This is a genomic window from Achromobacter sp. HZ01, assembly GCF_003267925.1.
Classification (GTDB): Bacteria; Pseudomonadota; Gammaproteobacteria; order Burkholderiales; family Burkholderiaceae_B; genus Achromobacter; species Achromobacter pulmonis_A.
The window spans coordinates 85,850-111,602 of the sequence record NZ_LWKV01000002.1; the positions used below are offsets into that span (position 1 = coordinate 85,850).

Below are 25,753 nucleotides of genomic sequence, written 5' to 3' on the forward strand. Positions count from 1 at the left end.
GGCGGATCAGATCTTCTCGGTTTCGCCGGAACGGGGCTGCCATTTCATCAGGCGCTTTTCGCCCGCGCCGACGATGCCGTCCAGGATCAGCGCGAAGGCCGTCAGCACGATGATGCCGGCGAACACGGTGTTCACGTCGAACGTGCCTTCGGCCTGCAGGATCAGGTAGCCCACGCCGCTGGCCGAGCCCAGGTATTCGCCCACCACGGCGCCCACGAAGGCCAGGCCCACGGAGGTGTGCAGGCTGGAGAACACCCAGCTGGTGGCCGAGGGCAGGTACACGTGGCGCAGCAGCTGGCGCTTGCGCGCGCCCAGCATGCGCGCGTTGTCCAGCAGCGTCGGGCTGACTTCGCGCACGCCCTGGTAGACGTTGAAGAAGACGATGAAGAACACCAGCGTCACCGCCAGCGCCACCTTGGACCAGATGCCCAGGCCGAACCACATGCCGAAGATGGGCGCCAGGATCACGCGCGGCATCGAGTTGGCGGCCGTGATGTACGGGTCCAGGATCGCGCTGGCCTGCGGCGACAGGCCCAGCCACAGGCCGAAGCCCAGGCCGGCGACCGTGCCGATGAAAAACGCCAGCACGGTTTCGGTGAGCGTCACGCCCAGGTGCGCGTAGATGTCCGCGTTGGTGACGAACCAGGCCCAGATGCGGCCCCACACCTTCAGGGGCTCGCCGAAGAAGAACGCCACTTTGGGATCGCGCGAGGCGAAATGCCACACCAGCAGGATCGCCACCAACAGCAGCAGCTGCCAGAAGCGCAGGCTGGCCGAACCGGGTTTGATCAAAGACTTCGACATGGCTCAGGCTCGCTTTTGTTGGGCATAGCCCTTGAGTACCTCTTCGCGCAGCACGCCCCAGATCGCGGCGTGCAGTTCCACGAAACGCGGATGGGTACGCACTTCGGCCACGTCGCGCGGACGCGGCAGGTCGATGGCGAATTCGCCGATGGGATGGGTGCCCGGCCCGGCCGACAGCACCACCACGCGGTCGCTCATGGCGATGGCCTCGTCCAGGTCGTGCGTGATGAACAGCACGGCCTTGCGCTTGGCCATCCACAGGTCCAGCACCTCGTTTTCCATGAGCTGGCGGGTCTGGATGTCGAGCGCCGAGAACGGCTCGTCCATCAGGATGATGTCGGGGTCGCGGATCAGGGTCTGCGCCAGCATGGCGCGCTTGCGCATGCCGCCCGACATCTGGTGCGGATAGCGGCCCTCGAAGCCGCCCAGGCCGACCCGGCGCATCCATACGCGGCCCTGCTCCAGCGCCTCCTGGCGCGGCACGCCGGCGAATTCCAGCCCGGCCACCACGTTGTCCAGCGCGCTGCGCCAGGGCAGCAGCGCCTCGCCCTGGAACATGTAGCCGGCGCGTTCGTTGATGCCCTGCAGGGGCTGCCCGAACACCTTCACCTGCCCGGCCGACGGCGCCAGCAGGCCGGCGCCGACGTTGAGCAGGGTGGACTTGCCGCAGCCCGTGGGCCCCACCACCGATACGAACTCCCCGGGCGCGATCGCCAGGGAAGTGTCGGCCACGGCGGTGTAGCGCTGGCTGCGGTCGTCACGCGAGACAAAGGTGCAACTGATGTTGTCCAGCGACAGCGCGGCTTCAGCCATTGGGATACTTCTCGTTGGCGCGGCGCGCGAAGTCGTTGGTCCAGACCTTGGAGGCGTCGATCTTCGAGCCGTCGAAGTCCGGCTGGTAGGCGGCCAGCGCCTTGAGCGCGGTGGCCGCGCCGTCCTCGGGGATCATGCCATCGGGCGACAGGCCTTCCATGCTCTTGCCGATGGCGGCCTTGTACACCGCCGGATCGCCCAGCAGATAGGTTTCGGGCACGACTTTGGCGATTTCTTCCGGGCCGGCCTTCTGGATCCACTTGTCGGCGCGCACCAGCGCGTTGGCCAGCGCCTGCGCGGTGTTGGGATTGGCGTCGAGGAAGGCCTGGGGCGCGTACAGGCAGCCCGCCGGCATGTTGCCGCCGAAGATGTCGCGCGTGTCCTTGAGGGTGCGCGTATCGACGATGACCTGGATGTCGCCGGGCATCTCCAGCATGGACACCACGGGGTCGGTGTTGGAGATGGCGTCGATCTGGCCGCTGCGCAGCGCGGTCACCGCGCCGGCGCCGGCGCCCACGCCGATGAAGGACACGTCGGAAGCCTTCAGGCCGTGCTTGGCCAGGAAGAAGCTGACCACCATGTTGGTCGAGGAGCCCGGCGCGGTCACGCCGATCTTCTTGCCCTTCAGGTCTGCCGCGCCCTTGTAGCCGGGCAGGTTCTTCTTGGACACGCCCACGCCTATCATCGGCGCGCGCCCTTGCAGCACGAAGGCGCGGTAGGCCTGGCCCTTGGACTGCATGGACAGCGTGTGCTCGAACGCGCCCGAGACGATGTCGGCGCTGCCGCCCACCACGGCCTGCAGGGCCTTGGAACCGCCCGCGAAGTCGGCGATGCTGACGTCCAGGCCTTCGTCCTTGAAATAGCCGCGGGCTTCCGCGATGGACAGCGGGAGGTAGTAGATCAGCGGTTTGCCGCCGACTGCGATCTGGACCTTGGTCTTTTCGAGCTTCTGCGCGCGCACGATGGCGGGCGCCATGCCCATGACGCCGGCGGCGCCGGCCATCTTGAGCAGATCACGGCGAGTGACTGACATTGCTTGTCTCCTGGTTGTCGGGTGTACCGATAGCGCCGGTCTGCGCCAGCTCGTCGATAGCCGCTGAATCATACCCCAGCGATTTCAGGACTTCCTCGGTATGTTCCCCTAATCTCGGCCCCACCCAGCGCGTGCCGCCCGGCGTTTCCGACAGCTTGGGCACCACCGCCGGCAGCTTGACCGGCGTGCCGTCGGCGAAGCGGTGCTGCTCTATCATGCCGCGCGCCAGGAACTGCGGATCGCCGAACATGTCGGCCACGCTGTAGATCTTGCCCACCGGCACGTCGGCGGCCTTCAGCACGCCCAGCGCCTCTTCGATGCCACGGCCGTCGCACCATTGCTGGATGGCGCCGTCGATCTCCTCGACGCGCCTGGCGCGGCCGTCGTTGCGCACCAGGTCGGGGTCCGTGGCCAGGTCGTCGCGGCCGATGGCGCGCATCAGCCGATGGAAGATCGCGTCGCCGTTGCCGGCGATGACGATGTTCTGTCCGTCGCGCGTGGTGTAGGTGTTGGAGGGCACGATGCCGGGCAGCGCGCCGCCGGTGCGCTCGCGCACCACGCCGGCCACGTCGTACTCGGGCACCAGGCTCTCCATCATGTTGAACACGGCCTCGTACAGCGCCACGTCCACCATCTGCCCTTGCCCGGCCCGGCACTCGGCGCCCGTCTTGCCGTTCCAGCGCCCGCCGGTGGCGTCGCGGTGGCGCAGCGCCATCATCGCGCCGATCACGCCGTGCAGCGCGGCGATCGAATCGCCGATGGAAATGCCCACCCGCAGCGGCGGGCGGTCCGGGTGGCCCGACACGTAGCGCAGGCCGCCCATGGATTCGCCGATCGCGCCGAAGCCGGGCTGGTCCTTCATGGGGCCGGTCTGCCCGTAGCCGGACAGGCGCACCATGATGAGCGCCGGATTGGCCGCGCGCAGCTGTTCGTAGCCCAGCCCCCACTTCTCCAGCACGCCGGGCCGGTAGTTCTCGACCACCACGTCGGCCTCCAGCGCCAGGCGGCGGGCGATTTCCTGCGCGCGCGGGTCTTTCAGGTTGAGCGCGATCGAGCGCTTGTTGCGGGCCTGCACCGTCCACCACAGGGAATTGCCTTCGTGCAGGTGGCGCCAGCTGCGGATGGGATCGCCGCCGCCGCTGCCGTCGGGCCCGTGCGGCGTCTCGACCTTGATGACGTCGGCGCCGAATTCGCCGAAGATGCGCGCGGCGAACGGGCCGGCAATGAGCGTGCCGAGTTCCAGGACTTTCAGTCCGGTCAGCGCTGACATTGTTTGTCTCCTCGCGGAATTTTCCAGGCGGCCTTCGATGCGTTGCCGAAGGCTCGTGATTTGATGTTTGGTACGGCACCTTACCGCCCGCGATAGCGGGTAGGGAGTGGGTCCCACTCAGGTGGTCTTGCGTTCCATCAGGGCCCAGGCGATGGTGCCTGCATCTACATACTCCAGCTCGCTGCCCGCCGGCACGCCGCGCGCCAGCCTGGTCACGCGCAGGCCGCGTTCGCTCAGGGCCTCGCCCAGGAAGTGCGCGGTGGTCTCGCCCTCGGCGGTGAAGTTGGTGGCCAGGATGACCTCCTGCACCTCGCCGTCGGTGGCGCGCTGGATCACGCGGTCGAAATCCAGCTCGCGCGGGCCTATGCCTTCCAGCGGCGCCACCCGGCCCATCAGCACGTAGTACAGGCCGCGGTAGCCGTGGCTGGACTCGATCATGTTCTGGTCGGCCGGGGTTTCGACGATGCACAGCAGGCTGCGGTCGCGCTTGGGATTGCTGCAGGTGCCGCAGACCTCTTCTTCCGAAAAGCTGTTGCAGCGGGCGCAGTGCTTCAGGTCCCGCACCGCGCTGGCCAGCGCCCGGCCCAGCATGTCCGCGCCTTGCGGATCATGCTGCAGCAGGTGATAGGCCATGCGCCTGGCGGAGCGCACGCCCACGCCGGGCAGGCGCCGCAGCGCCTCGATCAGCGACACCAGCGGTTCGGGTTCGGGCAGTAAAGGGTCCATCGGGGTCCATCGTGGTCCGTCGCGGCCGGGGCCGGAATCAGAACGGCAGCTTCATGCCCGGGGGCAGCGGCATGCCGGCGGTGACCGACGCCATTTTTTCCTGGGAAGTGGCCTCGGCCTTGCGCAGCGCGTCGTTGAACGCGGCGGCGACCAGGTCTTCCAGCATGTCCTTGTCGTCGCCCAGCAGCGACGGGTCGATGGCGACGCGCTTGACGTCGTGGCGGCAGGTCATGGTGACCTTGACCAGGCCGCCGCCGGAGGCGCCTTCGACCAGGATCTCGGCCAGCGCGTCCTGCGCCTTCTTCATGTTTTCCTGCATCTGCTGCGCCTGGCGCATCAGGCCGGCGAGTTGTCCTTTCATCATGATCGGTGCTTCCTTGAACTAGGGGAATGGGAGATTGCCGCCGCCTCAGGCGGCGGCCGGGGAATCGACGTGGCGGATGGAGCCGGCGACGACCTGTCCGCCGAAATCGGCCACCAGCGCCTGCACGAAGGGATCTGCCGCGACCGCGTCCTCGGCGGCCTGCTGGCGGGCGGCGCGTTCGGCTTGAGCCACGGCGTGCGCCGTGGCGTCGCCGGTCACGCCGACTTCCACGTCCAATCGTATGCCCTGGCCGAAATGCTCGCACAGCACCGTCTGCAGGCGGATGCGGCTTTCGCTTTCGGCCAGCGTCTTGACGGCCACGCGCAGGACGATGGCGTCGCCCTGCACGCCGGCCCATTCGCTCTGGCGCGCCAGTTCGGCGGCCAGGCCGGTGACCGGCAGGCGCGCGGCCAGCTCGGGCCAGCCCGCCGCGGTCATGTCGGCGATGCGCGCGCGCGAGCCGCGCTTGCGGGCAGGCGCCGGGCCTTCGCGCCGCACGGGCGCGGCCGCGGCCGGCGCGGCGCCCGGCGGAGCCAGGGTTTCGAATTCGTCATCGTCCGGGTCCGCCGTGAAACCGTTGTCCGGGGCGAAACCGGCTTCGGCGTCGTACGGGATTTCCTCGTCGACCCAGGACGGCGGGCCGTCGCCGGCCTCGGGCGCGGCCGGCGCGGCGGCGACCGCTGCGGCCGGCGTGACCGCCAGGGCGGCGGACGCGGGCGCGCGGTCGGACGCGTCGGGAGATGCTGCTGCCGGCTCGGCCGGCAGCTCTTCCCAGGGCGGCACGCTCTGCGCTTCGGCGGCGGGCTCCGGGCTTGCCGGTTCGGGTGCGGCGGCAGCGGCGGGTGCGGGCGTAGGCGCGGGAGTCGGCGCCGGTGCGGGCGCCGGCTGCGGCTGCGCTGCAGGCGCGGGCTGCGGCGCGGCGACGGGCGCGGGCGCGGGCGCGGCGACCGGGTCTGCCGTCTGGCGGGCCGGGACGGCGGGCGCCTCCACCGCGGTCTGCGGGCCGGCATCGCCGTTGAGCGCCAGCATGCGCAGGCAGGCCATGATGAAGCCCGCGTATTCGTCGGGCGCCAGCGTCAGCTCGCCGCGGCTGTGCACGGCGACGGAATAGAACAGCTGCACCGCGTCGGGATGCAGCGACTGCGCCAGGCGCGCGATGTCCGCCGCCAGCGGGTCCTCGGCCGGCGTCACGCCGCTGACGCGCTGCTCGATGGCCACGCGCGACAGCAGCACGGCCAGATCGGCCAGCGCGCCGGTATAGGACAGGCCGCGCACCGCCAGTTCGTCGGCCACCGCCAGCACGCCCTTGGCGTCGCCGGTGGACAGCGCGTCCAGCAGGCGCACCAGGTGGCGCTGGTCGATGGTGCCGAGCATGCCGCGCACGGCTTCTTCGGTGAGGTTGCCGGCGCTATAGGCGATGGCCTGGTCGGTCAGCGACAGCGCGTCGCGCATGGAGCCCGCGGCCGCCTGCCCGATCAGCCGCAGCGCCGGCACTTCGAAGCCCACCTCTTCCTGGCCGAGCACGGCCTGCAGGTGGCCGACGATGGAGTCGGCCGGCATCTGCTTGAGGTTGAACTGCAGGCAGCGCGACAGCACCGTCACCGGAATCTTCTGCGGGTCGGTGGTGGCCAGGATGAACTTGACGTGCGGCGGCGGCTCTTCGAGCGTCTTGAGCATGGCGTTGAACGCATGCCCGGTCAGCATGTGGACTTCGTCGATCATGTAGACCTTGAAGCGTCCCGCGCCGGGCGCGTACACGGCCTGCTCCAGCAGCTGCGTCATTTCCTCGACGCCACGGTTCGAGGCCGCGTCCAGTTCGAGGTAGTCGACGAAGCGCCCTGCGTCGATTTCCGTGCAGGCCTGGCACACGCCGCAAGGCTTGGACGTGATGCCGGTCACGCAGTTGAGCGATTTGGCCAGGATGCGCGAAAGCGTGGTCTTGCCCACCCCGCGGGTCCCGGTGAACAGCCATGCGTGGTGCAGGCGTTGCGTGTCGAGCGCATGCGTCAATGCGCGCACCACGTGATCCTGTCCCACGAGGGTATCGAACGATCGCGGCCGCCACTTGCGGGCCAGTACCAGATAAGTCATGGGTGGATTGTAGAGCCTGTTTCGCGAGCTGGCTCGAAAAGACGCCGGCTGCAATGCAAAGGGGACGGGCTTATTTTCGTGGGCGTATCCCTGGAAAATAACCCCGTCCCCTCAGGAAAACAAAGGGTCATGCATATGTCATGACCCCCTGCTTTGAAGAATCCGGATGGCGAGCCTTACTCCGGCACTGACCCTAAACGACTATGGCTGCTTCGTTCCCGACCTGACCAGGTTCACCGTCGAACCATGCGAAGGGGCCCGCCACTTGGAATTCTAGCAGAGCTGCGCTTCGCTTGCTCGCTCGAATTCCAAGTGGCGGGCCCCTGGGGGCAATATGTGGGCTCCCTCCCCGGCCCTCCCTCCAGGAGGGAGGGGGTGGGGACTTCGCTTCGCTTGTCCCTTTGGCTCGCTTCGCTTTGCCTTGTTTGTTGGCGGGTTCCGGCTTTGGGTGGGGGCGCCTTTGCTTCGCTTATCCCCTTTGGCTCGCTTCGCTTTGCCTTTCTGGCGCAAGGACGCTACCTTCGAGCGCGCGGAACCCATCGGGCGGCGATAGCCGTCGGGATGGTCGCGGGATCACACCGCCCGCGGGTTCAATGCTGCAAATCTATCCACGCCTTTGCTCTTGGGAAATAGAGGGCGGCTCTGGCTTTGCGGCCGTCCAGGGCGGTTACCTGGGTGCAGTAGCGTTGCAGTTGTTCGCCGTGGCGTTGGCGCATGCGTTGGGCGAAGGCGGTGGCGGATTCGCCGGGATGGGGGCGGCCGGTTTTGTAGTCGACGATGAGCCAGCCGTCTTCGGTGCTCAGGGCCAGGTCGATGACCGAGACCTTGCCGGCGGCGTCGATGAGGGGCCATTCCCGGCGGGCGCCGGATTGCGAGAGCAGCCACAGGCCGCGTTCGTCGGCCAGGGTGGCTTGCAGGGTGTCCAGCACGGCTTCGGCGGCGGCGTCGGCCTGGCTGGCGGGGATGCCGGCGCGGGTGAGTTGGCGGCGCATGGCGGGCAGGCGGTCGGCCAGGGCCTGGGCGGGCCAGGCTTGGGCGCCGTCCTGGCCGATGCGGGCCAGCCAGGCGTGGGCCAGGGTGCCGATGGCGGCGTCGTAGCCGGCTTCGAGCTGCCAGGCGGGATGTTCGGCGCCCTCGCCCCAGACGCCGCGCGCGGGAGCGGCGAAGCCGGGGCTGGCGACTTCGTCGGCCAGGCGCGCCAGTTGCGCCAGGCCCGCGCTGTCCACGCGCCGCAGCGGTTCGCCCTGCAGTTCGGGGCCGTCCTCGGCCTGCCGCGCGGTCTCGCCGTCCAGCGAGGGCGGCGTCGGCGCGGCCAGGCAGGGCCACAGGCGGCCCAGCAGGCTGGCCGGCGGCGGCGGCTTGACCTGGCCGCTTGCCTCGTCCACCGACAGGTGGCCCACCAGATGCAGGCGCTTGCGCGCACGCGTGGCGGCCACGTACAGCAGGCGGTCGACCTCATACGACGCACGGCGCGCTTCGCGCGCGCCGAGGTAGCGCGACACCGGGTCGGCTTCGGTTTCGGCGCGCGGCTTGACCGGGCCGAACAGCACGCGGCCGCCGCTGTGTTCGAAACGCACCAGCGGCGCCTGGTCGCCGCGCGGGGCGCGGTGCAGGCCGTACAGGATGACCGTCTCGAATTGCAGGCCCTTGGACTTGTGCATGGTCATGATCTCGACCGCGCCCGCGTCCTCGTCGGCCGCGTCCGGCGCGGCGAACAGGCGCGCGATGCCCGCGTCCAGCGCCGCGGCGTCGATGGCGCCGTGCGGCGCCAGCCGCTCGACCAGCTGGAACAGGCTTTCCGCGTCGTTGGCCACCGACACGCCGGCGTACAAGGACGGGCCGCCCAGGCGGCGCCACAGCGATTCGACCCAGGCGGCGAACGGCATCGCGCCCGAGGCGTTGCGCGTGTCCAGCAGGATGCCCGCCACCTGCCGCAGGCGCGCGAACTCGTCGGCGCCGAGCACGGCTTGCGCGGACGGCGTTTCCGGCGCGACGGGCGCCGCGTCGAACAACGAACCTTGCGGCCCGGCGCTGGCGGCCGCGGGCGCGGTCTGCGGCGTGATGCGCAGCGCGCGCTCCAGCAGCACCGGCACCGGCGTGATGTGATCGTCGCCGAACAGCCGCTGCAGCGAAGTCAGCGTCAGGCCGCAGTACGGCGCGCGCAGCACCGACAGCCAGGCCAGGCGGTCGCCGGGATGCGACAAGGCGCGCACCAGCTGCACCAGGTCGGCCACCACCGGCCGCAGCGCCAGCGGCACCAGGTCCACCGCGCGGCAGCGTATGCCTTCCTGCGTCAGCCTGCGGGTCAGGTTGCCCAGGTGGCTGCGCGCGCGCACCAGCACCGCGACGGGATGCCTGGCGCCCTTGTGCTCGATCAGCGCCTGGCGCACCAGGTCCACCGCGATGTCCTCGGCCTGTTCCTCGGCGGCGGCCATTCCCTCGCGCGACCACGCGGGATGGAAGCGCACCGCCGGCTCCGGCAATGCCTCGTGAAACGCGGTCGACGGGCTGTAGGCGATGGCGCCGGCGGCCGCGTCGCTGCGCCGCGGCAGCAGTTGCGCGAACGACTGGTTGACCCATTCGACGATGCCGGCCTGCGAGCGGAAGTTGTCGGTGAGGTTGAGGAAGTCGGGCTTCAGCTCGCCCACGCCGATGTCCGCCACTTCCAGGAACAGGCCCACTTCGGCCTTGCGGAAGCGGTAGATCGATTGCATCGGATCGCCCACCAGAAACAGGCTGCGGCCGTCGCCGGCCTGCCAGCCCGAGGTCAGCGTGCGCAGCAGGTCCAGCTGCGTCTGGCTGGTGTCCTGGAATTCGTCGATGAGCAGATGGCGGATCGAGGCGTCGAGCTTCAGCAGCAGTTCGCCGGGATCGTCGGCGCTGCCCAGCGCGGCCGCGGCGCGCTGCGCGATCTCGATGAAATCCACTTCGCCCGTGTCGGCAAAGCGCAGCCGCAGCTGCGCCACCGCCAGCGCCAGCGTCATCAGCTGCGCGCCCAGCACTTCCCATTGCTCGTCGCTGAAATGCGGCGCGGGCACGTCGCGGATCGCGTGCAGGCGGCGCACCCATGGCGCGTCCGGGTCGGCGGCGTCGAGCCAGGCCACGAACGGTTCCTTGTGCGCGCATTTGGGCGGAAAGCCCAGGGTCTTGGTGACGGTCTTGCGCAAGGTGCCGGTGCCCGTCAGCAGCAGATGCGCCACGGCCTGCCATTGGTCCAGCATGTCGGCGTCGGGCAGCAGTTCTTCGGTCCAGTCCAGAAGCGCCAGCAGCTTGTTCTCGGCTTCGCCGTCCTGCAGGCAGGCGGCGGCCAGCCGCGCCGGGCTGCAAAGCGCCTCGGCCCAGCCATAAGGCATGGCCGCACAAAGCGAGTCCAGGTCCTCGCCGATGGCCTCGGCCAGCATGGTTTCCAGCGCCTCGCGGTCGGAGCCGTGGCGCAGCAGCGGCAGCCATTGGTCGCGCTGGCCCAGCATGTCGGCGATGGCTTCCTTGGCCGCCTGCACGTCCACGTCCAGGTGCTTGAGCAGGATGCGCACGGCCTCGTAGTCGTCGGCCAGTTCCAGCGTGGCGCGGGCCGCGGCCTCGTAGTGCGCGCGCGCGTCGTCGGTGATCTCGGGCATGCCGCCCAGCTCCGACAGCCACGGCATGCTGCGCACCAGGCCGGCGCAGAACGAGTCGATGGTGCGGATGGCCAGCCGCGCCGGATGCTCCAGCAGGTGCCAGCCCAGCTCGTCGTTGCGCGCCAGGGCGGCGCGCGCGAGCTCCCAGCTGCGGCGTTCGTGCATGGCCTCGGGCGGGCCGTCCTGCCCGCGACGCAATTTGCTGAGCACGCGCGCGTGCATCTCGGAGGCGGCCTTGCGCGTGAAGGTGATGGCGACGATTTCTTCCGGACGGTTGACCGTGGCCAGCAGCGCCAGGATGCGGTCGGTCAGCAACTCGGTCTTGCCCGAGCCGGCGGGCGCCTGCACCAGGAAGGATCGCGTCGGGTCCAGCGCGGCGGCGCGCGCGGCGTGGTCGTGCGGCAGTCGTTCTTGTTCAGCCATGGATCAAGCGTCCTCATCGTCCAGATGCAAACGCAGGAACGGCAATGCATCGCAGTATTTCAAGTCGTCGCGGCGGTAGGCCACGTTGGCCGCATGGCCCGCGACGTATTCATCGGCCAGCGCTTCGATGGCGGCGCGCCAGCGCTCGCGTATCTGCGGCCACGACAGGCCTTCGAAGAATTTGCTGTCGCTGGCCAGGGTCACGCCCTCCATGCCCAGGTCCTCGTCGGCCAGGCCGGCCACGGCGACCTGGCGCGCGTGGATCTGCGCCAGCACCAGGCCGGCCACGTCGCCGCCGGCGGCCTCGGCCAGCACCGAGGCGTAGAACGGCAGCTGCAGGTTCACGGGGCGGCTGCGCGACCAGTCCGGCTCGGGCCGGGCCGGGGCCGCGCCGGTCTTGTAGTCCACGATGACGTTGCGGCCGTCCTGCAGGCTGTCGATGCGGTCCAGCCGCAGCTTCAGCACCAGCGCGCCGCGCTGCCACTGATGATTTTTTTCAACCTGGGCCACGGCGAATGGCAGGCGCTGCGCTTCCTTGTCGAGCCAGGCCGCCAGCACGGTCTGCGCGCGTTGGCACTCCAGCGTGCGCAGGGCCGGCGCGTAGTCTTTCAGTTCCTCGTCGGCGGCCTGCGCCACGGCCTGCGCCACCAGGTCCGGCAGGCGGCGTTCAGCCATCAGCTCGTGCAGTTTTTCCTGGTCGGGCATCATGCCCCACAGCAGTTCCAGGGCCTTGTGCAGGAACTGGCCGCGCACGTTCACCCCGGCCGCATCGGCGTAGGAGGCCAGTTCGCGCCCGCCCAGGCGGTGGCGCACGAAGGCCCACAGCGGGTTGCGCGCCTGCGTGTCCAGCACGTCCAGGCCGCCGCCGCCGCGATTGCCCGCCGCCAGCGGCGGGCCTTGCGTGTCGTCCAGCGATTCCTGCGGCAAGGCCGCCAGCGCCGGTTGCGCCGGGGGCGTCCAGTCGGTCAGCGGCGCGGCGGCGATCAGCGGCGACGGACGCAATTCGCGCTCGCCGTCCATATGCGCGTGGCTGACGATGATCTCCGGCGCGCAGCGGCACAGCGCGGCGTACATGCCTTCGGCCCATTCGCGCTCGCGCTCCGGCGTAGCGCGCGGCGCCTTGGCCTGGCGCAGCACCGCCAGCGGCAGCAGCGGATTGGGCTTGGGCGAAGCGGGCAGCACGTCGTCGGTCAGGCCCAGTATCCAGACGCCGTCCCAGTAGCCGCCCTCGGCTTCCAGCAGGCCCAGCACGTCCAGGCGCGCCAGCGGATCGCGCTGCGGCTGGAACGAGGCGGACCGCGCCACGCTCTCCAGCAGGTTGACGGCGGCCAGCCCGCCCAGGCGGCCCGCCGCCGGCGCCAGCGCGGAAAAACTGCCCAGCGCATCGCCCAGCGCGCCCATCACCTGGTAGCCCACGCTGTCGAGCACGGCTTCGCCCGGAAAGCCCAGCGCCGTCAGCGCGGCCTTCATGCGCAGCATCCAGACGTCGCAGGTGGCCTGCTTGCCGCCGCGCGTCCAGACTTCCATGGCCTGGTCCCAGGCCTGTGCCAGCGACGGCAGATCGGCCAGCAGCTTGCGCCAGTCCTGCGGGCTGACGCGCAGCTGCGCCTGGCGCCGCCAGCGCGCGTCGATCGAGGCCAGCCGCGCGCGGTCGCGCACGTCGCCGGCGCAATGCCCGCCCAGCAGCGCAGCGCCCAGCACTTCGACGCCGCAGCCCTTGCCCGGCGCGCATTCGGCCAGGGCGCGCAGCCAGGCGAGCGCGGCGCGCGCCATCGGCCATTCGTTCAGCGGCCGGCCCACCGCCACGTTGAAGGCATATGCGGCCTGGCCGCCGCGTCCGGCCAGGGCCTGGCTCAATACCCGCCGCGCGAAAGGCGATTCCGCCTCGAGCTGCGGCGACACGATGGCGTAGCGGCCATGCGGATTCTGCTTCAGGCGTTCGGCCGCCCAGGCCGCGGCGGCGCGCCATTGCGCCCCCTGGTCCGCGGCCTCGTAGCGGCGCGCCGCGGTTTCCACGCGCTGCGCATCGCGCCACTGCGCGACGGCCGCGCCCTGCGCTTCGAAGGCGCGCAGCAGGCGCCGGAACCGCGGCGACAGGTCGGTGAAACCGGCCAGCACCAGCTGCCGAGGGATGGGCAGCCGTCCATCCTCCAGCGCGCGCAGCACGCGCGCATAACCCTGGTTCGCGTCCTCGGCGTCGATGCCGGCCAGCACCTGGCGATAACGCTCGCGCCATCTGGCGAAGCCGCGGTATTCGTCGGTGTCCGCGCCCGAGGGCACATGGAGGTCCCACTCATCCATGAGCAGGTCCGCGTCCATGGCCAGGCGCGCGGCCTGGCTGGCGTCGAGCAGTACGCGCTCGGCTTCTTCCGCCCGGATCGCCTCGGTCCACACCAGCTGCGTGGCGAAGCTGTCCAGCCGGTAGGCCGGCACGCCCTCATCGGCCTCGAATGCGAGCTCGTTGGCGGATTCGGCCAGCCAGGCCGACAGCGGCAGGATGCGCGGCAGTTCGCTGACCTGGCGCTCCTGGCGCAGCAGGCCGGCCAGCTCCAGCGTCAGGCGGCGCGACAGGCGGTTGTTGACGGTCAGCACCAAGGTGCCGGCGGCCGGCATGGCGCCGATTTCCGGCAGAGACAGATCGGGATAGATAGGCGAGGAGTCCTGCATGGGCACCCGGGACGCGCGCCCGCGGCGCGCGCCGATGAAGGAGAAAAATATCGCCGTAGGATACCGCGAGCCGGCGGCGCGGAACGCGCCGCCCGGGCACTGGAAACTAGAAGCCGCAAAGCGCGGCCAGGTTTTCCCAGTGGATCTGCATCTCGGGCGTGCTGTAGCCCCAGAAGGCCAGGCCGAGCAAGGCCGCCAGCGCCAGCCCGCCGGCCACGCGCCAGCCGCGGCGGCGGGACGAGGACGGCTGGACGGGTCTGGACGTCATGGCGGCTCCGGGTCAGGCGGGAACGGGCTGGGCCACCGGCTGCTCGCGCACCGGCAGGCACAGCAGCGCGGCGATGACGGCCAGCGCCACGCCCAGCCACCACACCAGGTCGTAGCTGCCGGTCCTGGCGTAGGCGTATCCGCCCAGCCAGACGCCGATGAAGCTGCCGATCTGGTGGCCCAGGAACACGATGCCCGATAGCGTGGCCGCATAGCGCAGGCCGTAGATCTGCCCGATCAGGCCCTGCGTGAGCGGCACCGTTCCCAGCCAGAACAGGCCCATCCAGGCGGCGAAGGCATACAGCACCCAGGGCGACAGCGGCAGCCACAGCAACAGCAGGATGCCGAAGGCGCGCATGCCGTACACCGCGGCCAGCAGGCGCTTCTTGCTGTACTTGCCGCCCAGCTTGCCGGCATAGAACGAACCCAGCACGTTGAACAGCCCGATCAGCGCGATGGCGGTGGCGCCGTGCCCCGCCGTCAGGCCGCCATCGGTAACGTAGGCCGGCAGGTGCAGCGTGATGAACGCCGTGTGGAAGCCGCAGACGAAGTAGCTCCAGAACAGGAAATGGAACGACGGATGGCGCACGGCCTGCTTGACCGCGGCGGCCAGCGACTGCTGCGGACCCGAATGGGCCTGCGGCCGGCCGCGCAGGAAATAGGCCAGCGGCGCGCCGCAGGCGACGAACAGCGACAGCACCCACAGCGCGCCCGGCCAGTCCAGCCCGCTGATCAGCAGCTGGCCGGTGGGCACCACGGCGAACTGCCCCATCGAGCCGCCCGCGCTGGCGATGCCCATGGCGGTGCTGCGATAGGCCGGCGGCACCGAACGGGCCACCACCGGCAGGATCACCGGAAACGTCGTGCCCGCCTGCCCCAGCCCGACCAGCACGCCGGCGGTCAGGTACAGCGTGGTCTCGTCGGTGGCGAAGCGCGTGCCGATCATGCCCAGCATGTACAGCAGCGCCCCCAGGGCGATGGTGCGGCCCGAACCGTATCGGTCGGCCAGGATGCCCATGAAAATACAGGCCACGCCCCACACCAGGTTCTGCAGCGCGAACGCCATGGAAAACACTTCGCGGCCCCAGCCGTGGGCCAGCCCCATCGGTTGCATGAACAGGCCGAAGGTGGCGCGCACGCCCATGGCAAGCAGCACGACCAGCGTGCCCAGCGCAATGGTGCGCATGGAAATCGTATCGGATGGGTTGGACATGAAATCCGTGTCTCGTTGTTTTTGGTTTTCCGCCCCCTCCTCGGAGCGGTCCGGCGCAGCGGGCCGGATCAAACATCATATACAACTTCCGGCGCCGGCTTCGCGGCGCCGCGGCGGTTCGGATCGGGGATGGGGAAGGAGGCGGGGCTGAAGCGCCCGGGGCAATGATGGGAGGTGGCGTCTCCGACAGGAATCGAACCTGTATCTAGGACTTAGGAGGTCCTTGTTCTATCCATTGAACTACGGAGACACACCAAGCGCGGCATTGTATCGCTTTTATCGCAGGGCAATGGAAAAGCCCTGCGGACGCTACGGCCTGAGGGCGCGGACGGGCCGGCGCGCAAGCCTGGTCTTGAAATCCTGCCGCGTATCGCAGATCAGATGGATGTAGACGGTATCGCCCAGCACTTCATAGATCATGCGGTTCCTGGCGACGATGATTTCCAGGAAATGCATGGCCGGCAGTTCGGCCGGGGCATGGCTGGCGTGGGGAAACCGCTCAAGATTCAAAATGGCTTTTTTGATCCTGGCGTACGCATCCAGCCATACGGCCTGGGAGAAGCGCTTTCTGATGTAGCGGCGGATTTCATGGAGATCATCGACGGCGGACTGGAGAAAGACCACCTTGCCACTCATTGCTCGTCGTCCTGATCCATGGCCTCGATTCGGGCGAAGACGTCCTCCGCGGCAACGATCTTCCCTTCCTCGATCTGCGCGCGGCCCTGGGCCAGGAGCTGCAGCAGCGCCATGGCCTGCTCCTGCTCTTCGTAGCTCTGGACGTCCATGACGACCAGCTTGGCTTCGCCATTTTGCGTGATGAGCATCGGTTCGCGGCTCTCGGAGATGTCCTTCACGATCTGGGCGGTATGGCTTTTCAGGTAACTGATTGGCTTGACCTGGGTGGAGTACTTCATGGGCTGCTCCGGCGGATTCGGCAAGACCAATCATAGTCTTAATTCAGTCTTTCCCGTCTGACGCGGCCCGCGTTCAGCCAAATGAGGGTTAATCCGGGCTACGCTCACGCGCCGTACGCCATTAGCGTCTCGTGACGCGTCTTGTGACGATTCCGGGCATGCGTCAATACGTCACTATTATTTTTTTCATCGATGATAGCGAATCGTCTTGCGCATCACTTGAAATTGCTGTTTAAATTCGACGCGTAAGCCACTAATTCATTTCGACTTTTCCTGAACCGACGGAACGCCGGCTTAAGAAATATTTGTTCACACACTGACAAGCCTGCTCAGACCATGGCATTTTCCTGGAAACGTGCGATTGCGAACGCGATAGCGCCGATGGCGCTGGCGATGTGCGCGCTCCTGCCCTCCGCGGCGCTGGCCGCCAAGAACACCGATCCCTGCAAGACCAACGCGAAGTCGTCGGCCTGCAAGGCGCAGCAGGCCAAGAAGGCGCCTGCCGCCAAGAAAACCCCTCCCAAGACCTCCTCGGCCAAGGCCGCGCCCAAGAGCTCGTCGGCCAAGAAGGCCGCGGCGTCCAAGAGCGGCAAGCAGGTCGCCTCCAAGAGTCCGCCCAAAAAACGCGGCGCGGCCAGCAAGGGCGGCAAGTCCAACAAGCCGTCGCGGGCGCAACGCGCGGCGGTGGCGGCCAGCTCGGCCGCCATGCCGCCGCCGGCCGCCTCCACGCGCGCCGAAGTGGCCGCCCTGCGTTCCAGCACCGCCTATGTGCAGGACCTGGAGACGTCCACGGTCATCTTCGCCAAGAACGAAAACGTGGTGCGTCCCATCGCTTCCATCTCCAAGCTGATGACCGCCGTGGTGGTAGTCGACGCCAACCTGCCGATGGACGAGATGCTGGAGATCACCGACGAAGACATCGACGGCCTCAAGCACACCACCTCGCGGCTGCGCGTGGGCACCAAGCTGTCGCGCGGCGACATGCTGCACCTGGCGCTGATGTCCTCGGAAAACCGCGCCGCCAACGCGCTGGGCCGCAACTACCCGGGCGGCCTGCCGGCCTTCGTGGCCGCCATGAACGCCAAGGCGCAGGCGCTGGGCATGACCAGCACGCGCTTCATCGAACCCACCGGCCTGTCCAGCGACAACGTGTCCTCGCCGCACGACCTGGCCCGGCTGCTGCGCGCCGCCGCCCAGCGTCCGCTGATCCACCGCTACTCCACCGACACCGAGTACGAGGTCGAGGTCAACAACCGCACGCAGACGTTCCGCAACACCAATCTGCTGGTGCGCAAGCCCGACTGGGACATCAAGGTGTCCAAGACCGGCTACATCAACGAAGCCGGCGAATGCCTGGTGATGCTGGCCCGCATCAACGGCCGCGATCTGGCCATCGTGCTGCTGGATTCGCAGGGCAAGCTCTCGCGCATCGGCGACGCCGTGCGCATCCGCCGCATCGTGCAGAACGAAGTGGCGCTGGCTTCGATACAGTCGGGCGGTTGAAGCCGGCCGATGGGTGGCGCGCGTTGAGCGCCTGAGTTCTTGTTCGGGCCATCGGGCGCGACATCCATCACACCGCCAGCCCCTCCAGCACCGCGCGGGCGTCGAGCGAGCCGATCGGCACCGCCCGGTCGCGCGGAATCCTGCCTTCGGCCTGCAAGAGCTGGTAGCGCAGGCAGCACACCCTCAGAAACGAAGTGAAGTTGGCGGCCTCGCCCCGGTAGGCGATGAGCTCGTCGTACAGGCGTTCGATCAGCTGCGTCACGCGCATGCCGTCGCGGCTCGCGATTTCTTCCAGCACGTCCCAGAACAGCTGTTCGAGCCGCAGGCTGGTGGCCACGCCGTGCAGGCGCAGCGAGCGGGACGCGGGAGTGTAGGACTGCTCGCTGGCGCGGATGAAGATTTCACACATGGGAGATCCTTGGCTCGGGGCGAGTCGTACGCCCGGGGCCACTGTAAGCGGTTTGCCGGCAGGCCGGCAAGACGCGGCCAAAGCTGATATAAATCATTGCAGGCAAAACGCACGCGTTCGAGGATAACGATACTGATCGGACTTCGGAGGTAGTGATGGACAAGACCATGAAAGCGGCGGTGGCCCGGGCGTTCGGCCAGCCCCTGGCGATCGAGGAAGTCGCGGTGCCGCGCCCCGGCCCGGGCGAGCTGCTGGTGAAGATCGAGGCCTGCGGCGTCTGCCACACCGACCTGCACGCCGTCGAGGGCGACTGGCCCGTCAAACCCAATCCCCCCTTCATTCCCGGCCACGAAGGCGTGGGCCACGTGGTGGCGGTGGGCGCCGGCGTCACCCACGTGAAGGAAGGCGACCGCGTCGGCATCCCCTGGCTGTATTCCGCCTGCGGCCACTGCGAACATTGCCTGGGCGGCTGGGAAACCCTGTGCGAACAGCAGCAGAACACGGGCTATTCGGTCAACGGCGGCTTCGCCGAATACGCGCTGGCGGCCGCCGACTACGTCGGGCTGCTGCCCGGCAACGTGGGCTTCGTCGAGATCGCGCCGGTGCTGTGCGCCGGCGTCACGGTGTACAAGGGACTGAAGATGACGGACACGCGGCCGGGCAACTGGGTCGTGATCTCCGGCATCGGCGGGCTGGGCCACATGGCGGTGCAATACGCCAAGGCCATGGGGCTGAACGTCGCGGCGGTGGACATCGACGACGCCAAGCTGGACTTCGCGCGCCGCCTGGGCGCCGAGGTCGCGGTCAACGCCAGCACCACCGATCCGGCCGCCTATCTCAAGCGCGAAATCGGCGGCGCGCACGGCGCGCTCATCACGGCGGTCTCGCCCAAGGCGTTCGAGCAGGCGCTGGGCATGGTGCGCCGCGGCGGAACCGTGTCGCTCAACGGGCTGCCCCCGGGCGACTTCCCGCTGTCGATCTTCGACATGGTGCTCAACGGCGTGACGGTGCGCGGCTCCATCGTCGGATCGCGCCTGGATCTGCAGGAATCGCTGCAGTTCGCCGCCGAAGGCAAGGTGCACGCCACGGTCGCCACCGAGCGGCTGGAGAACGTCAATGAAGTGTTCGACCGCATGCGCCGCGGCCAGATCGAAGGCCGCATCGTGCTCGACTTGGCCTGAAGCCGTCCGCACCGCGGCCAAGGCGCCCCGAAGCGGGCGCCTTTTTCATGCGCGTCAGGGAACGATCTTGGTGCCCAGCAGCGCCAGGAACTGGGACAGCCAGGCCGGATGCGCGGGCCAGGCGGGCGCGGTCACCAGGTTGCCGTCGGTATAGGCCTGGTCGATCCCGATTTCGGCATAGGTGCCCCCGGCCAGGCGCACTTCCGGCGCGCAGGCCGGGTAGGCCGAGCAGGTGCGTCCCTTCAGGATGCCGGCGGCGGCCAGCAGCTGCGCGCCGTGGCACACGGCGGCGATGGGCTTGCCGGCCTGGTCGAAGACGCGCACGATCTCCAGCACTTTTTCGTTCAGCCGCAGGTATTCCGGCGCGCGCCCGCCCGGGATGACCAGGCCGTCGTACGACGCGGCCTCGACCCGGTCGAAATCGAAATTGAGCGTGAAATTGTGACCGCGCTTTTCGCTATAGGTCTGGTCGCCCTCGAAATCGTGGATGGCCGTGGCGACGGTGTCGCCGGCCTTCTTGTCCGGGCATACCGCGTGCACCGTGTGCCCCACCGCCAGCAGGGTCTGGAACGGCACCATGGTTTCGTAGTCCTCGGCGTAGTCGCCGACCAGCATCAACAGTCGCTTGCTCATGAGGGTCTCCTGGGTTTGGGGCGCCCGGTGGTCCGGGTTCCGGTTTGAAGCCCTATTGTGGCCCCGCGGCAGGCCCGGCTGGTGGTAAAGGAATACCACGGGCTGCCGCGCGCGACCCGCCCTACTGCTCCAGCGCGACCGACACCGCGCGGGCGCCCAGCAGGCTGACCAGCACCTTGGGATCGATGCCTATCAGGTAGCCGCGCCGTCCGCCGTTGATGTAGACCACCGGATACTCCAGCACCTGCGCCTCGACCCAGACCGGCATCTTCTTGCGCGTGCCGAACGGCGAGGTGCCGCCGACCTGGTAGCCGGAATGGCGCTGCGCGACCTCGGGCTTGCAGGGCTCGACTTTCTTCAGGCCCGCCTGCCGCGCCAGGTTCTTGGTGGAGACTTCGCGGTCGCCGTGCATGACGATGACCAGCGGCCTGGCGGACTCGTCTTCCATGATCAGGGTCTTGACCACCGCATGCGGGTCCAGGCCCAGCTGGCGCGCGGCCTCGCCGGCGCCGCCGTGATCCACGTAATCGTAGGTGTGCTCGGTGTAGGCCACTTTGTGTTGCTTGAGGAGCTGAGTGGCGGGGGTTTCGGAAACGTGGCGGGCTTTGCTCATGGAGGGGCGCAACAGCGGTATCGGAAGGCGCGGACTAGCCGCGGGGATGGTGGGCCGCGTGCAGCGCCTTCAGGCGCTCGCGGGCGACGTGGGTATAGATCTGCGTGGTGGAGATGTCGGCATGGCCCAGCAGCATCTGCACCACGCGCAGGTCCGCGCCGTGGTTCAGCAGGTGCGTGGCGAAGGCGTGGCGCAGCACGTGCGGCGACAGCGGCGCGCGGATGTCGGCCAGCAGGGCGTACTTCTTGACCAGCTGCCAGAACGCCTGGCGCGACATCGGCTCGGCGCGGCCGGTGATGAAAAGCGCATCGTTCACGCGGCCGGCCGCCAGTTCCGGCCGCCCGCTCTGGAGGTAGCGGTCGATCCAGTGCGCGGCTTCGGCGCCCAGCGGCACCAGGCGGTCCTTGCCGCCCTTGCCCAACACCACGCGCACCACGCCCTCGTTGAGGCTCACGTCCAGGGTGCGCACGCCCACCAGTTCGGACACGCGCAGGCCGGTGGCGTACAGGGTTTCCAGCATGGCGCGGTCGCGCAGGCCGCGGGCCTGTTGCAGGTCGGGCGCGCGCAGCAAGGCGTCCACCTGCTGCTCGGACAGCGTCTTGGGCATGCGCGGGGGCTGCTTGGCCGCGACCAGGGTCAGGCAGGGATCGCGCTGGCAGCGGTGTTCGCGCAGCGCCCAGGCATAGAAGCGGCGCAGCGCCGCCAGCCTGCGGTTGGCGGTGGTGGCCCGGGTTTCCTCGTGGCGGAAGGCGAACCAGGCCTCGATGTCGGCCTTGTCCGCGTCGCGCAGCGGCTTGGCCGGCCCCGCCGGCGGCGCCTGGATCCGCTCGGCCTGGCCGTGGCGGTCGGCCATTTCGCGGGCATAGGCCTCGGGGTCTTCGAGCCAGCGGGCGAAGCCCGTCAGGTCGCGCCGGTAGGCGGCCAGGGTGTTGGCCGACAGGCCGTCCTCGAGCCAGACGGCGTCGATGAAAGCGTCGATGTCGGCCTGCGAGGCCAGCGGCGGTCGGGTGTCGGGCATGATGGGAGGATTCTACGGCTCAGCGCTGGTCGGCGGCGGCGGACTTCAGCCAGTTTTCGAAGAGCCTGAGCGCCTCGGACCGCTCGCTGCGCTGCGGATAGCCGAAGTAATAGCCCTGGCTGACCGCCAGCGCCTGCGCCACCGGCATCGCCAGCGCGCCCCGGTCCAGCGCCGGCTGGGCCAGGAAGCGCGGCATCAGGCCCACGCCCAGGCCGGCCTGCACCGCCGCCATCACCATGGTGAACAGTTCGTAGCGGGGGCCGCCGGCGGCCTGCGGGCCATAGAGATAACCATTGGCGCCATACCACTGGCGCCACGCCTCCGGACGCGACGCCAGGTGCAGGTGGGTCATGCCGGCCAGCGCGCTGGCCCCGGCTTCGGCCGCGCGCGCGGCCAGTTCGGGCGCGCATACCGGAATCAGCTCGCGCTCGGGAAACAGCAGCACGCCCTGGGTGCCCGGCCACAGGCCGTCGCCGTGGTAGAGCGCGCCGTCGAAGGGCTGGTCCTTGAACTGGAAAGGCAGCGTGCGCACCGACAGGCTGACGGTGATGTCGCCATGCGCGCGCTGGAAATCGGCCAGCCGCGGAATCAGCCAGGTGGTCGCCAGGGTGGGCACCACGGCGATGTGGATGCTGCGGCCCATGCCGGTGCGGCTGACCAGGCCGAAGGTGTCTTTTTCGATCTGGTCCAGGTGGTGGCGGATGCGGCCCGCGTATTCCGCGCCGTGGTCGGTCAGCACGATGCGCCGGCGCACCCGGGTAAAGAGCTGCACCCCCAGGCGCGCCTCCAGGCTGGCCACCTGCCGGTAGACGGCGCTGTGCGTCAGGGACAGTTCCTCGGCCGCGCGCGAAAAGCTGCCCAGGCGGGCCGAGGCTTCGAACGCCTGCAGGGCGCTCAGGTTGGGAATGCCGTTTCTCATGGGACCGGAAGCATGCCGCGGCGCAACATCGGGATGTCGTGCCCGTGGGTCAATAGATTGTGCAATTTTATCAATTGCATTGTGCGATCAAGGAACATTATGCTCGGATGTCCCAACCTAGGCTTTTCATGACCCCCACCCCTATGTCCCAGCAAAAATCCCGCCTCGGCGGACATATCCTGGTCGACCAGCTGGTTGCACAGGGCGTCAAGCACGTTTTCTGCGTCCCTGGCGAAAGCTATCTTGCGGTGCTCGATGGCCTGCACGACGCGGACATCTCGGTCACCGTGTGCCGCCAGGAAGGCGGCGCGGCCATGATGGCCGACGCGCACGGCAAGCTGACCGGCGAGCCCGGCATCTGCATGGTGACGCGCGGCCCCGGCGCCTCCAACGCGCTGGCCGGCGTGCACATCGCCAAGCAGGATTCCACGCCGCTGATCCTCTTCGTGGGCCAGATCGAGCGCGGCATGCGCGAGCGCGAAGCCTTCCAGGAAATGGACTACCGCGCCGTGTTCGGCACGCAGGCCAAGTGGGTCACCGAGATCGACCAGGTCGAACGCATCCCCGAGCTGGTTTCCCGCGCCTTCCACGTGGCGACCTCGGGCCGTCCGGGCCCGGTGGTGATCGCCCTGCCCGAAGACATGCTGGTCGAAGCCGCCACGGTCGCCGACGCGCCGCGCTACGAGATCATCGATTCCGCGCCCACCGCCGGCCAGCTGGCCGACCTGGAAAAGCTGCTGGCCGAGGCCAGGAACCCGGTCGCCATCCTGGGCGGCACGCGCTGGGACGCGCGCGCGGTGCAGCAGTTCGCCGATTTCGCGCAGCGCCACGCGCTGCCCACGGCCGTGTCGTTCCGCCGCCAGATGCTGTTCCCGGCCGATCACCCCTGCTTCATCGGCGACGTGGGCCTGGGCATCAACCCGGCGCTGCTCAAGCGCGTGGCCGACGCCGACCTGGTGCTGCTGGTGGGCGGGCGCATGTCGGAAAACCCCAGCCAGGCCTATACGCTGCTGGACATCCCGGTGCCCCGCCAGAAGCTGGTGCACGTGCATCCCGATTCCGCCGAGCTGGCGCGCGTCTACCGCCCCACGCTGGCCATCAATACCTCGCCGGCCGCTTTCGCGCAGGCGCTGGCGGGCCTGAAGGCGCCCGCCGCGCCGGCCTGGGCCGAAGGCACGCAGGCCATGCGCGAGTCGTACCTGAAATGGAGCGACCCGTCGGCCATCGCCACGCCCGGCGCGCTGCAGATGGGCCAGGTCATGGCCTACCTGGAAAAGACCCTGCCGGCCGACGCCATCATGACCAACGGCGCCGGCAACTACGCCACCTGGCTGCACCGCTTCCACCGCTTTACGCGCTACGGCACGCAGCTGGCGCCGACCTCGGGCTCGATGGGCTACGGCCTGCCGGCGGCCGTGGGCGCCAAGCGCATCTGGCCCGACAAGACGGTGGTGTGCTTCGCCGGCGACGGCTGCTTCCTGATGCACGGCCAGGAATTCGCCACTGCCGTGCAGTACGACCTGCCCATCGTGGTGGTCCTGGTGGACAACGGCATGTACGGCACCATCCGCATGCACCAGGAAAAACACTACCCCGGCCGCATCTCGGCCACCGCGCTCAAGAACCCGGACTTCGCCGAATACGCGCGCGCCTTCGGCGGCCACGGCGAACGGGTCGAGACCACGGAGCAGTTCGGGCCCGCCTTCGAGCGCGCCCTGGCCAGCGGCAAGCCGGCCATCCTGCACTGCTTCATCGATCCGGAAACCATCACGCCGGGCACCACGCTGGAGAAGATCCGCGAGGCGGCCCTCAAGGCCCGGCACTGACACGGCGGCAAGGCCCGACTGGCGCCGGCGGCGCGCGTAAAGCGCGCCGCGCCACCGGCGGCTTGCCGTCCCAATTATTTTAGGTTTAAACTTTTTAGCATTCCGAACACGGAAATCCATAGCGGAGACCCAGCATGTCCTCGAATCCCTCGTTTCACTGGCAAGACCCCCTGTTGCTGGACCAGCAACTGACCGAAGAAGAACGCATGGTGCGCGACGCCGCCCAGGCCTATGCGCAGGACAAGCTCGCTCCGCGCGTGCTCAACGCATTCCGCAACGAACAGACCGACCCGGCCATCTTCTCCGAAATGGGCGAACTGGGCCTCCTGGGCGCCACCATCCCAACCGAATACGGCGGCGCCGGCCTGAACTACGTCAGCTACGGCCTGATCGCCCGCGAAGTCGAGCGCATCGACTCCGGCTACCGCTCCATGATGAGCGTGCAGTCGTCGCTGGTGATGGTGCCGATCAATGAATTCGGCAGCGAAGCGCAAAAGCAGAAGTACCTGCCCAAGCTGGCCCGCGGCGAATGGATCGGCTGCTTCGGCCTGACCGAGCCCAACCACGGCTCCGACCCCGGCGGCATGGAAACCCGCGCCGTCAAGACGGCCGACGGCTACAAGCTCACCGGCAACAAGATGTGGATCACCAACTCGCCCATCGCCGACGTCTTCGTGGTGTGGGCCAAGTGCGTGGGCGGCGACTTCGACGGCAAGATCCGCGGCTTCATCCTGGAAAAGGGCATGAAGGGCCTGTCGGCCCCGGCCATCCACGGCAAGGTCGGCCTGCGCGCCTCGATCACCGGCGAAATCGTCATGGACGAAGTGGAAGTTTCCGCCGACCAGATGATGCCCGGCGTGTCCGGTCTGAAGGGCCCGTTCACCTGCCTGAACTCGGCCCGCTACGGCATCGCCTGGGGCGCCGTGGGCGCCGCCGAAGCCTGCTGGCACACCGCCCGCCAGTACACCCTGGACCGCAAGCAGTTCGGCCGCCCGCTGGCCGCCAACCAGCTGATCCAGAAGAAGCTGGCCGACATGCAGACCGAAATCACGCTGGCGCTGCAAGGCTGCCTGCGCCTGGGCCGCATGAAGGACGAAGGCACCGCCGCGGTGGAAATCACCTCGATCATGAAGCGCAATTCCTGCGGCAAGGCCCTGGACATCGCCCGCCTGGCGCGCGACATGCTCGGCGGCAACGGCATCTCCGATGAATTCGGCGTGGCCCGCCACCTGGTGAACCTCGAAGTGGTCAACACCTACGAAGGCACCCACGACGTGCACGCCCTGATCCTGGGCCGCGCGCAGACCGGCATCCAGGCGTTCTATTGATCGCCGGCCGCGTCGCGCGGCGAGCAGAGGCCGTCCTTCGGGACGGCCTTTTCCTTTTTTTGGAGGAGAGGAAAGCCCGGATAGCCGCGCCCTTGCGCAAGCCTTACGCTTTGTGGGATCG

Annotated in this window: 22 protein-coding genes, 1 tRNA gene and 1 other RNA gene; 4 read left to right on the plus strand and 20 right to left on the minus strand. The window is 68.8% G+C overall.

The window, feature by feature from the left end; translation table 11 throughout:
* Positions 1–6: 6 nt before the first annotated feature.
* The 15 genes from A6B37_RS09425 to A6B37_RS09490 form a co-directional block, all read right to left on the minus strand.
* Positions 7–804, minus strand: a complete 798-nt coding sequence (locus A6B37_RS09425) for an ABC transporter permease (protein ID WP_102773582.1) — start codon at positions 802–804, stop codon at positions 7–9.
* Positions 805–807: 3 nt separating this feature from the next.
* Positions 808–1,617 (minus strand): ABC transporter ATP-binding protein, encoded by an 810-nt coding sequence (locus tag A6B37_RS09430; protein ID WP_102773583.1) that lies wholly within the window; start codon positions 1,615–1,617, stop codon positions 808–810.
* Positions 1,610–2,650, minus strand: coding sequence for an ABC transporter substrate-binding protein (locus A6B37_RS09435; protein WP_102773584.1), 1,041 nt, complete (start codon positions 2,648–2,650; stop codon positions 1,610–1,612). Before A6B37_RS09435 ends, A6B37_RS09430 begins: the two co-directional genes overlap by 8 nt.
* The gene (locus tag A6B37_RS09440; protein WP_102773585.1) at positions 2,631–3,920 is read right to left on the minus strand and encodes a CoA transferase; all 1,290 of its coding nucleotides are present in this window, start codon (positions 3,918–3,920) and stop codon (positions 2,631–2,633) included. Before A6B37_RS09440 ends, A6B37_RS09435 begins: the two co-directional genes overlap by 20 nt.
* A gap of 117 nt (positions 3,921–4,037) precedes the next feature.
* Positions 4,038–4,646 (minus strand): recombination mediator RecR, encoded by a 609-nt coding sequence (recR, locus tag A6B37_RS09445; RefSeq protein ID WP_102773586.1) that lies wholly within the window; start codon positions 4,644–4,646, stop codon positions 4,038–4,040.
* Positions 4,647–4,683: 37 nt separating this feature from the next.
* The gene (locus A6B37_RS09450) at positions 4,684–5,010 is read right to left on the minus strand and encodes a YbaB/EbfC family nucleoid-associated protein (protein WP_102773587.1); all 327 of its coding nucleotides are present in this window, start codon (positions 5,008–5,010) and stop codon (positions 4,684–4,686) included.
* Between the two features lie 45 nt (positions 5,011–5,055).
* Entirely contained in the window at positions 5,056–7,101 is a 2,046-nt protein-coding gene (gene dnaX / locus A6B37_RS09455; RefSeq protein WP_111825607.1) for a DNA polymerase III subunit gamma/tau, read from the minus strand.
* Between the two features lie 165 nt (positions 7,102–7,266).
* An RNA gene (ffs, locus tag A6B37_RS09460) (signal recognition particle sRNA small type) lies at positions 7,267–7,364 on the minus strand.
* Positions 7,365–7,691: 327 nt separating this feature from the next.
* Positions 7,692–11,141 (minus strand): UvrD-helicase domain-containing protein, encoded by a 3,450-nt coding sequence (locus A6B37_RS09465; protein WP_111825608.1) that lies wholly within the window; start codon positions 11,139–11,141, stop codon positions 7,692–7,694.
* A gap of 3 nt (positions 11,142–11,144) precedes the next feature.
* The gene (locus A6B37_RS09470) at positions 11,145–13,808 is read right to left on the minus strand and encodes a PD-(D/E)XK nuclease family protein (RefSeq protein ID WP_111825609.1); all 2,664 of its coding nucleotides are present in this window, start codon (positions 13,806–13,808) and stop codon (positions 11,145–11,147) included.
* A 106-nt stretch (positions 13,809–13,914) separates the two neighbouring features.
* On the minus strand, positions 13,915–14,076 hold the full coding sequence (locus A6B37_RS26050; protein WP_168202161.1) for a hypothetical protein: 162 nt from the start codon (positions 14,074–14,076) through the stop codon (positions 13,915–13,917).
* Between the two features lie 12 nt (positions 14,077–14,088).
* Positions 14,089–15,288 carry an MFS transporter gene (locus A6B37_RS09475; protein WP_102773591.1) on the minus strand — a complete coding sequence of 400 codons (1,200 nt, stop codon included), beginning with the start codon at positions 15,286–15,288 and terminating at the stop codon, positions 14,089–14,091.
* 175 nt (positions 15,289–15,463) lie between these two features.
* Positions 15,464–15,538 (minus strand) — tRNA-Arg (locus A6B37_RS09480).
* Positions 15,539–15,597: 59 nt separating this feature from the next.
* Entirely contained in the window at positions 15,598–15,924 is a 327-nt protein-coding gene (locus tag A6B37_RS09485) for a type II toxin-antitoxin system RelE/ParE family toxin (RefSeq protein WP_111825610.1), read from the minus strand.
* Positions 15,921–16,202, minus strand: a complete 282-nt coding sequence (locus tag A6B37_RS09490) for a type II toxin-antitoxin system Phd/YefM family antitoxin (protein WP_102773593.1) — start codon at positions 16,200–16,202, stop codon at positions 15,921–15,923. Before A6B37_RS09490 ends, A6B37_RS09485 begins: the two co-directional genes overlap by 4 nt.
* A gap of 336 nt (positions 16,203–16,538) precedes the next feature.
* Between A6B37_RS09490 and pbpG the strand changes: the two genes are divergently transcribed.
* Entirely contained in the window at positions 16,539–17,705 is a 1,167-nt protein-coding gene (gene pbpG, locus A6B37_RS09500; RefSeq protein WP_168202162.1) for a D-alanyl-D-alanine endopeptidase, read from the plus strand.
* A gap of 67 nt (positions 17,706–17,772) precedes the next feature.
* Here the strand turns inward: pbpG and A6B37_RS09505 are convergent, their stop codons facing one another.
* Positions 17,773–18,114, minus strand: coding sequence for a ribbon-helix-helix domain-containing protein (locus A6B37_RS09505; RefSeq protein ID WP_102773594.1), 342 nt, complete (start codon positions 18,112–18,114; stop codon positions 17,773–17,775).
* A gap of 155 nt (positions 18,115–18,269) precedes the next feature.
* Here A6B37_RS09505 and adhP point away from each other — a divergent pair, with 155 nt between their 5' ends.
* On the plus strand, positions 18,270–19,295 hold the full coding sequence (adhP, locus tag A6B37_RS09510) for an alcohol dehydrogenase AdhP (protein WP_111825611.1): 1,026 nt from the start codon (positions 18,270–18,272) through the stop codon (positions 19,293–19,295).
* A gap of 54 nt (positions 19,296–19,349) precedes the next feature.
* Here adhP and A6B37_RS09515 read toward each other — a convergent pair whose 3' ends face one another.
* From A6B37_RS09515 to A6B37_RS09530, 4 genes are all read right to left on the minus strand, one after another.
* Positions 19,350–19,928: a DJ-1/PfpI family protein gene (locus tag A6B37_RS09515; protein ID WP_102773596.1), complete on the minus strand. Its 579-nt coding sequence runs from the start codon at positions 19,926–19,928 to the stop codon at positions 19,350–19,352.
* Between the two features lie 121 nt (positions 19,929–20,049).
* Positions 20,050–20,541, minus strand: coding sequence for a Cys-tRNA(Pro) deacylase (gene ybaK, locus A6B37_RS09520; protein ID WP_102773597.1), 492 nt, complete (start codon positions 20,539–20,541; stop codon positions 20,050–20,052).
* Positions 20,542–20,575: 34 nt separating this feature from the next.
* Positions 20,576–21,559 carry a site-specific tyrosine recombinase XerD gene (gene xerD, locus A6B37_RS09525; protein ID WP_111825612.1) on the minus strand — a complete coding sequence of 328 codons (984 nt, stop codon included), beginning with the start codon at positions 21,557–21,559 and terminating at the stop codon, positions 20,576–20,578.
* 19 nt (positions 21,560–21,578) lie between these two features.
* Positions 21,579–22,478 (minus strand): LysR substrate-binding domain-containing protein, encoded by a 900-nt coding sequence (locus A6B37_RS09530; protein ID WP_102773599.1) that lies wholly within the window; start codon positions 22,476–22,478, stop codon positions 21,579–21,581.
* Positions 22,479–22,621: 143 nt separating this feature from the next.
* On the opposite strand from A6B37_RS09530, the gene A6B37_RS09535 reads away from it, so the two are divergent.
* Positions 22,622–24,304 (plus strand): thiamine pyrophosphate-binding protein, encoded by a 1,683-nt coding sequence (locus A6B37_RS09535; protein ID WP_111825613.1) that lies wholly within the window; start codon positions 22,622–22,624, stop codon positions 24,302–24,304.
* Positions 24,305–24,438: 134 nt separating this feature from the next.
* Positions 24,439–25,632 (plus strand): acyl-CoA dehydrogenase, encoded by a 1,194-nt coding sequence (locus A6B37_RS09540; protein WP_102773601.1) that lies wholly within the window; start codon positions 24,439–24,441, stop codon positions 25,630–25,632.
* Positions 25,633–25,753 lie beyond the last annotated feature (121 nt).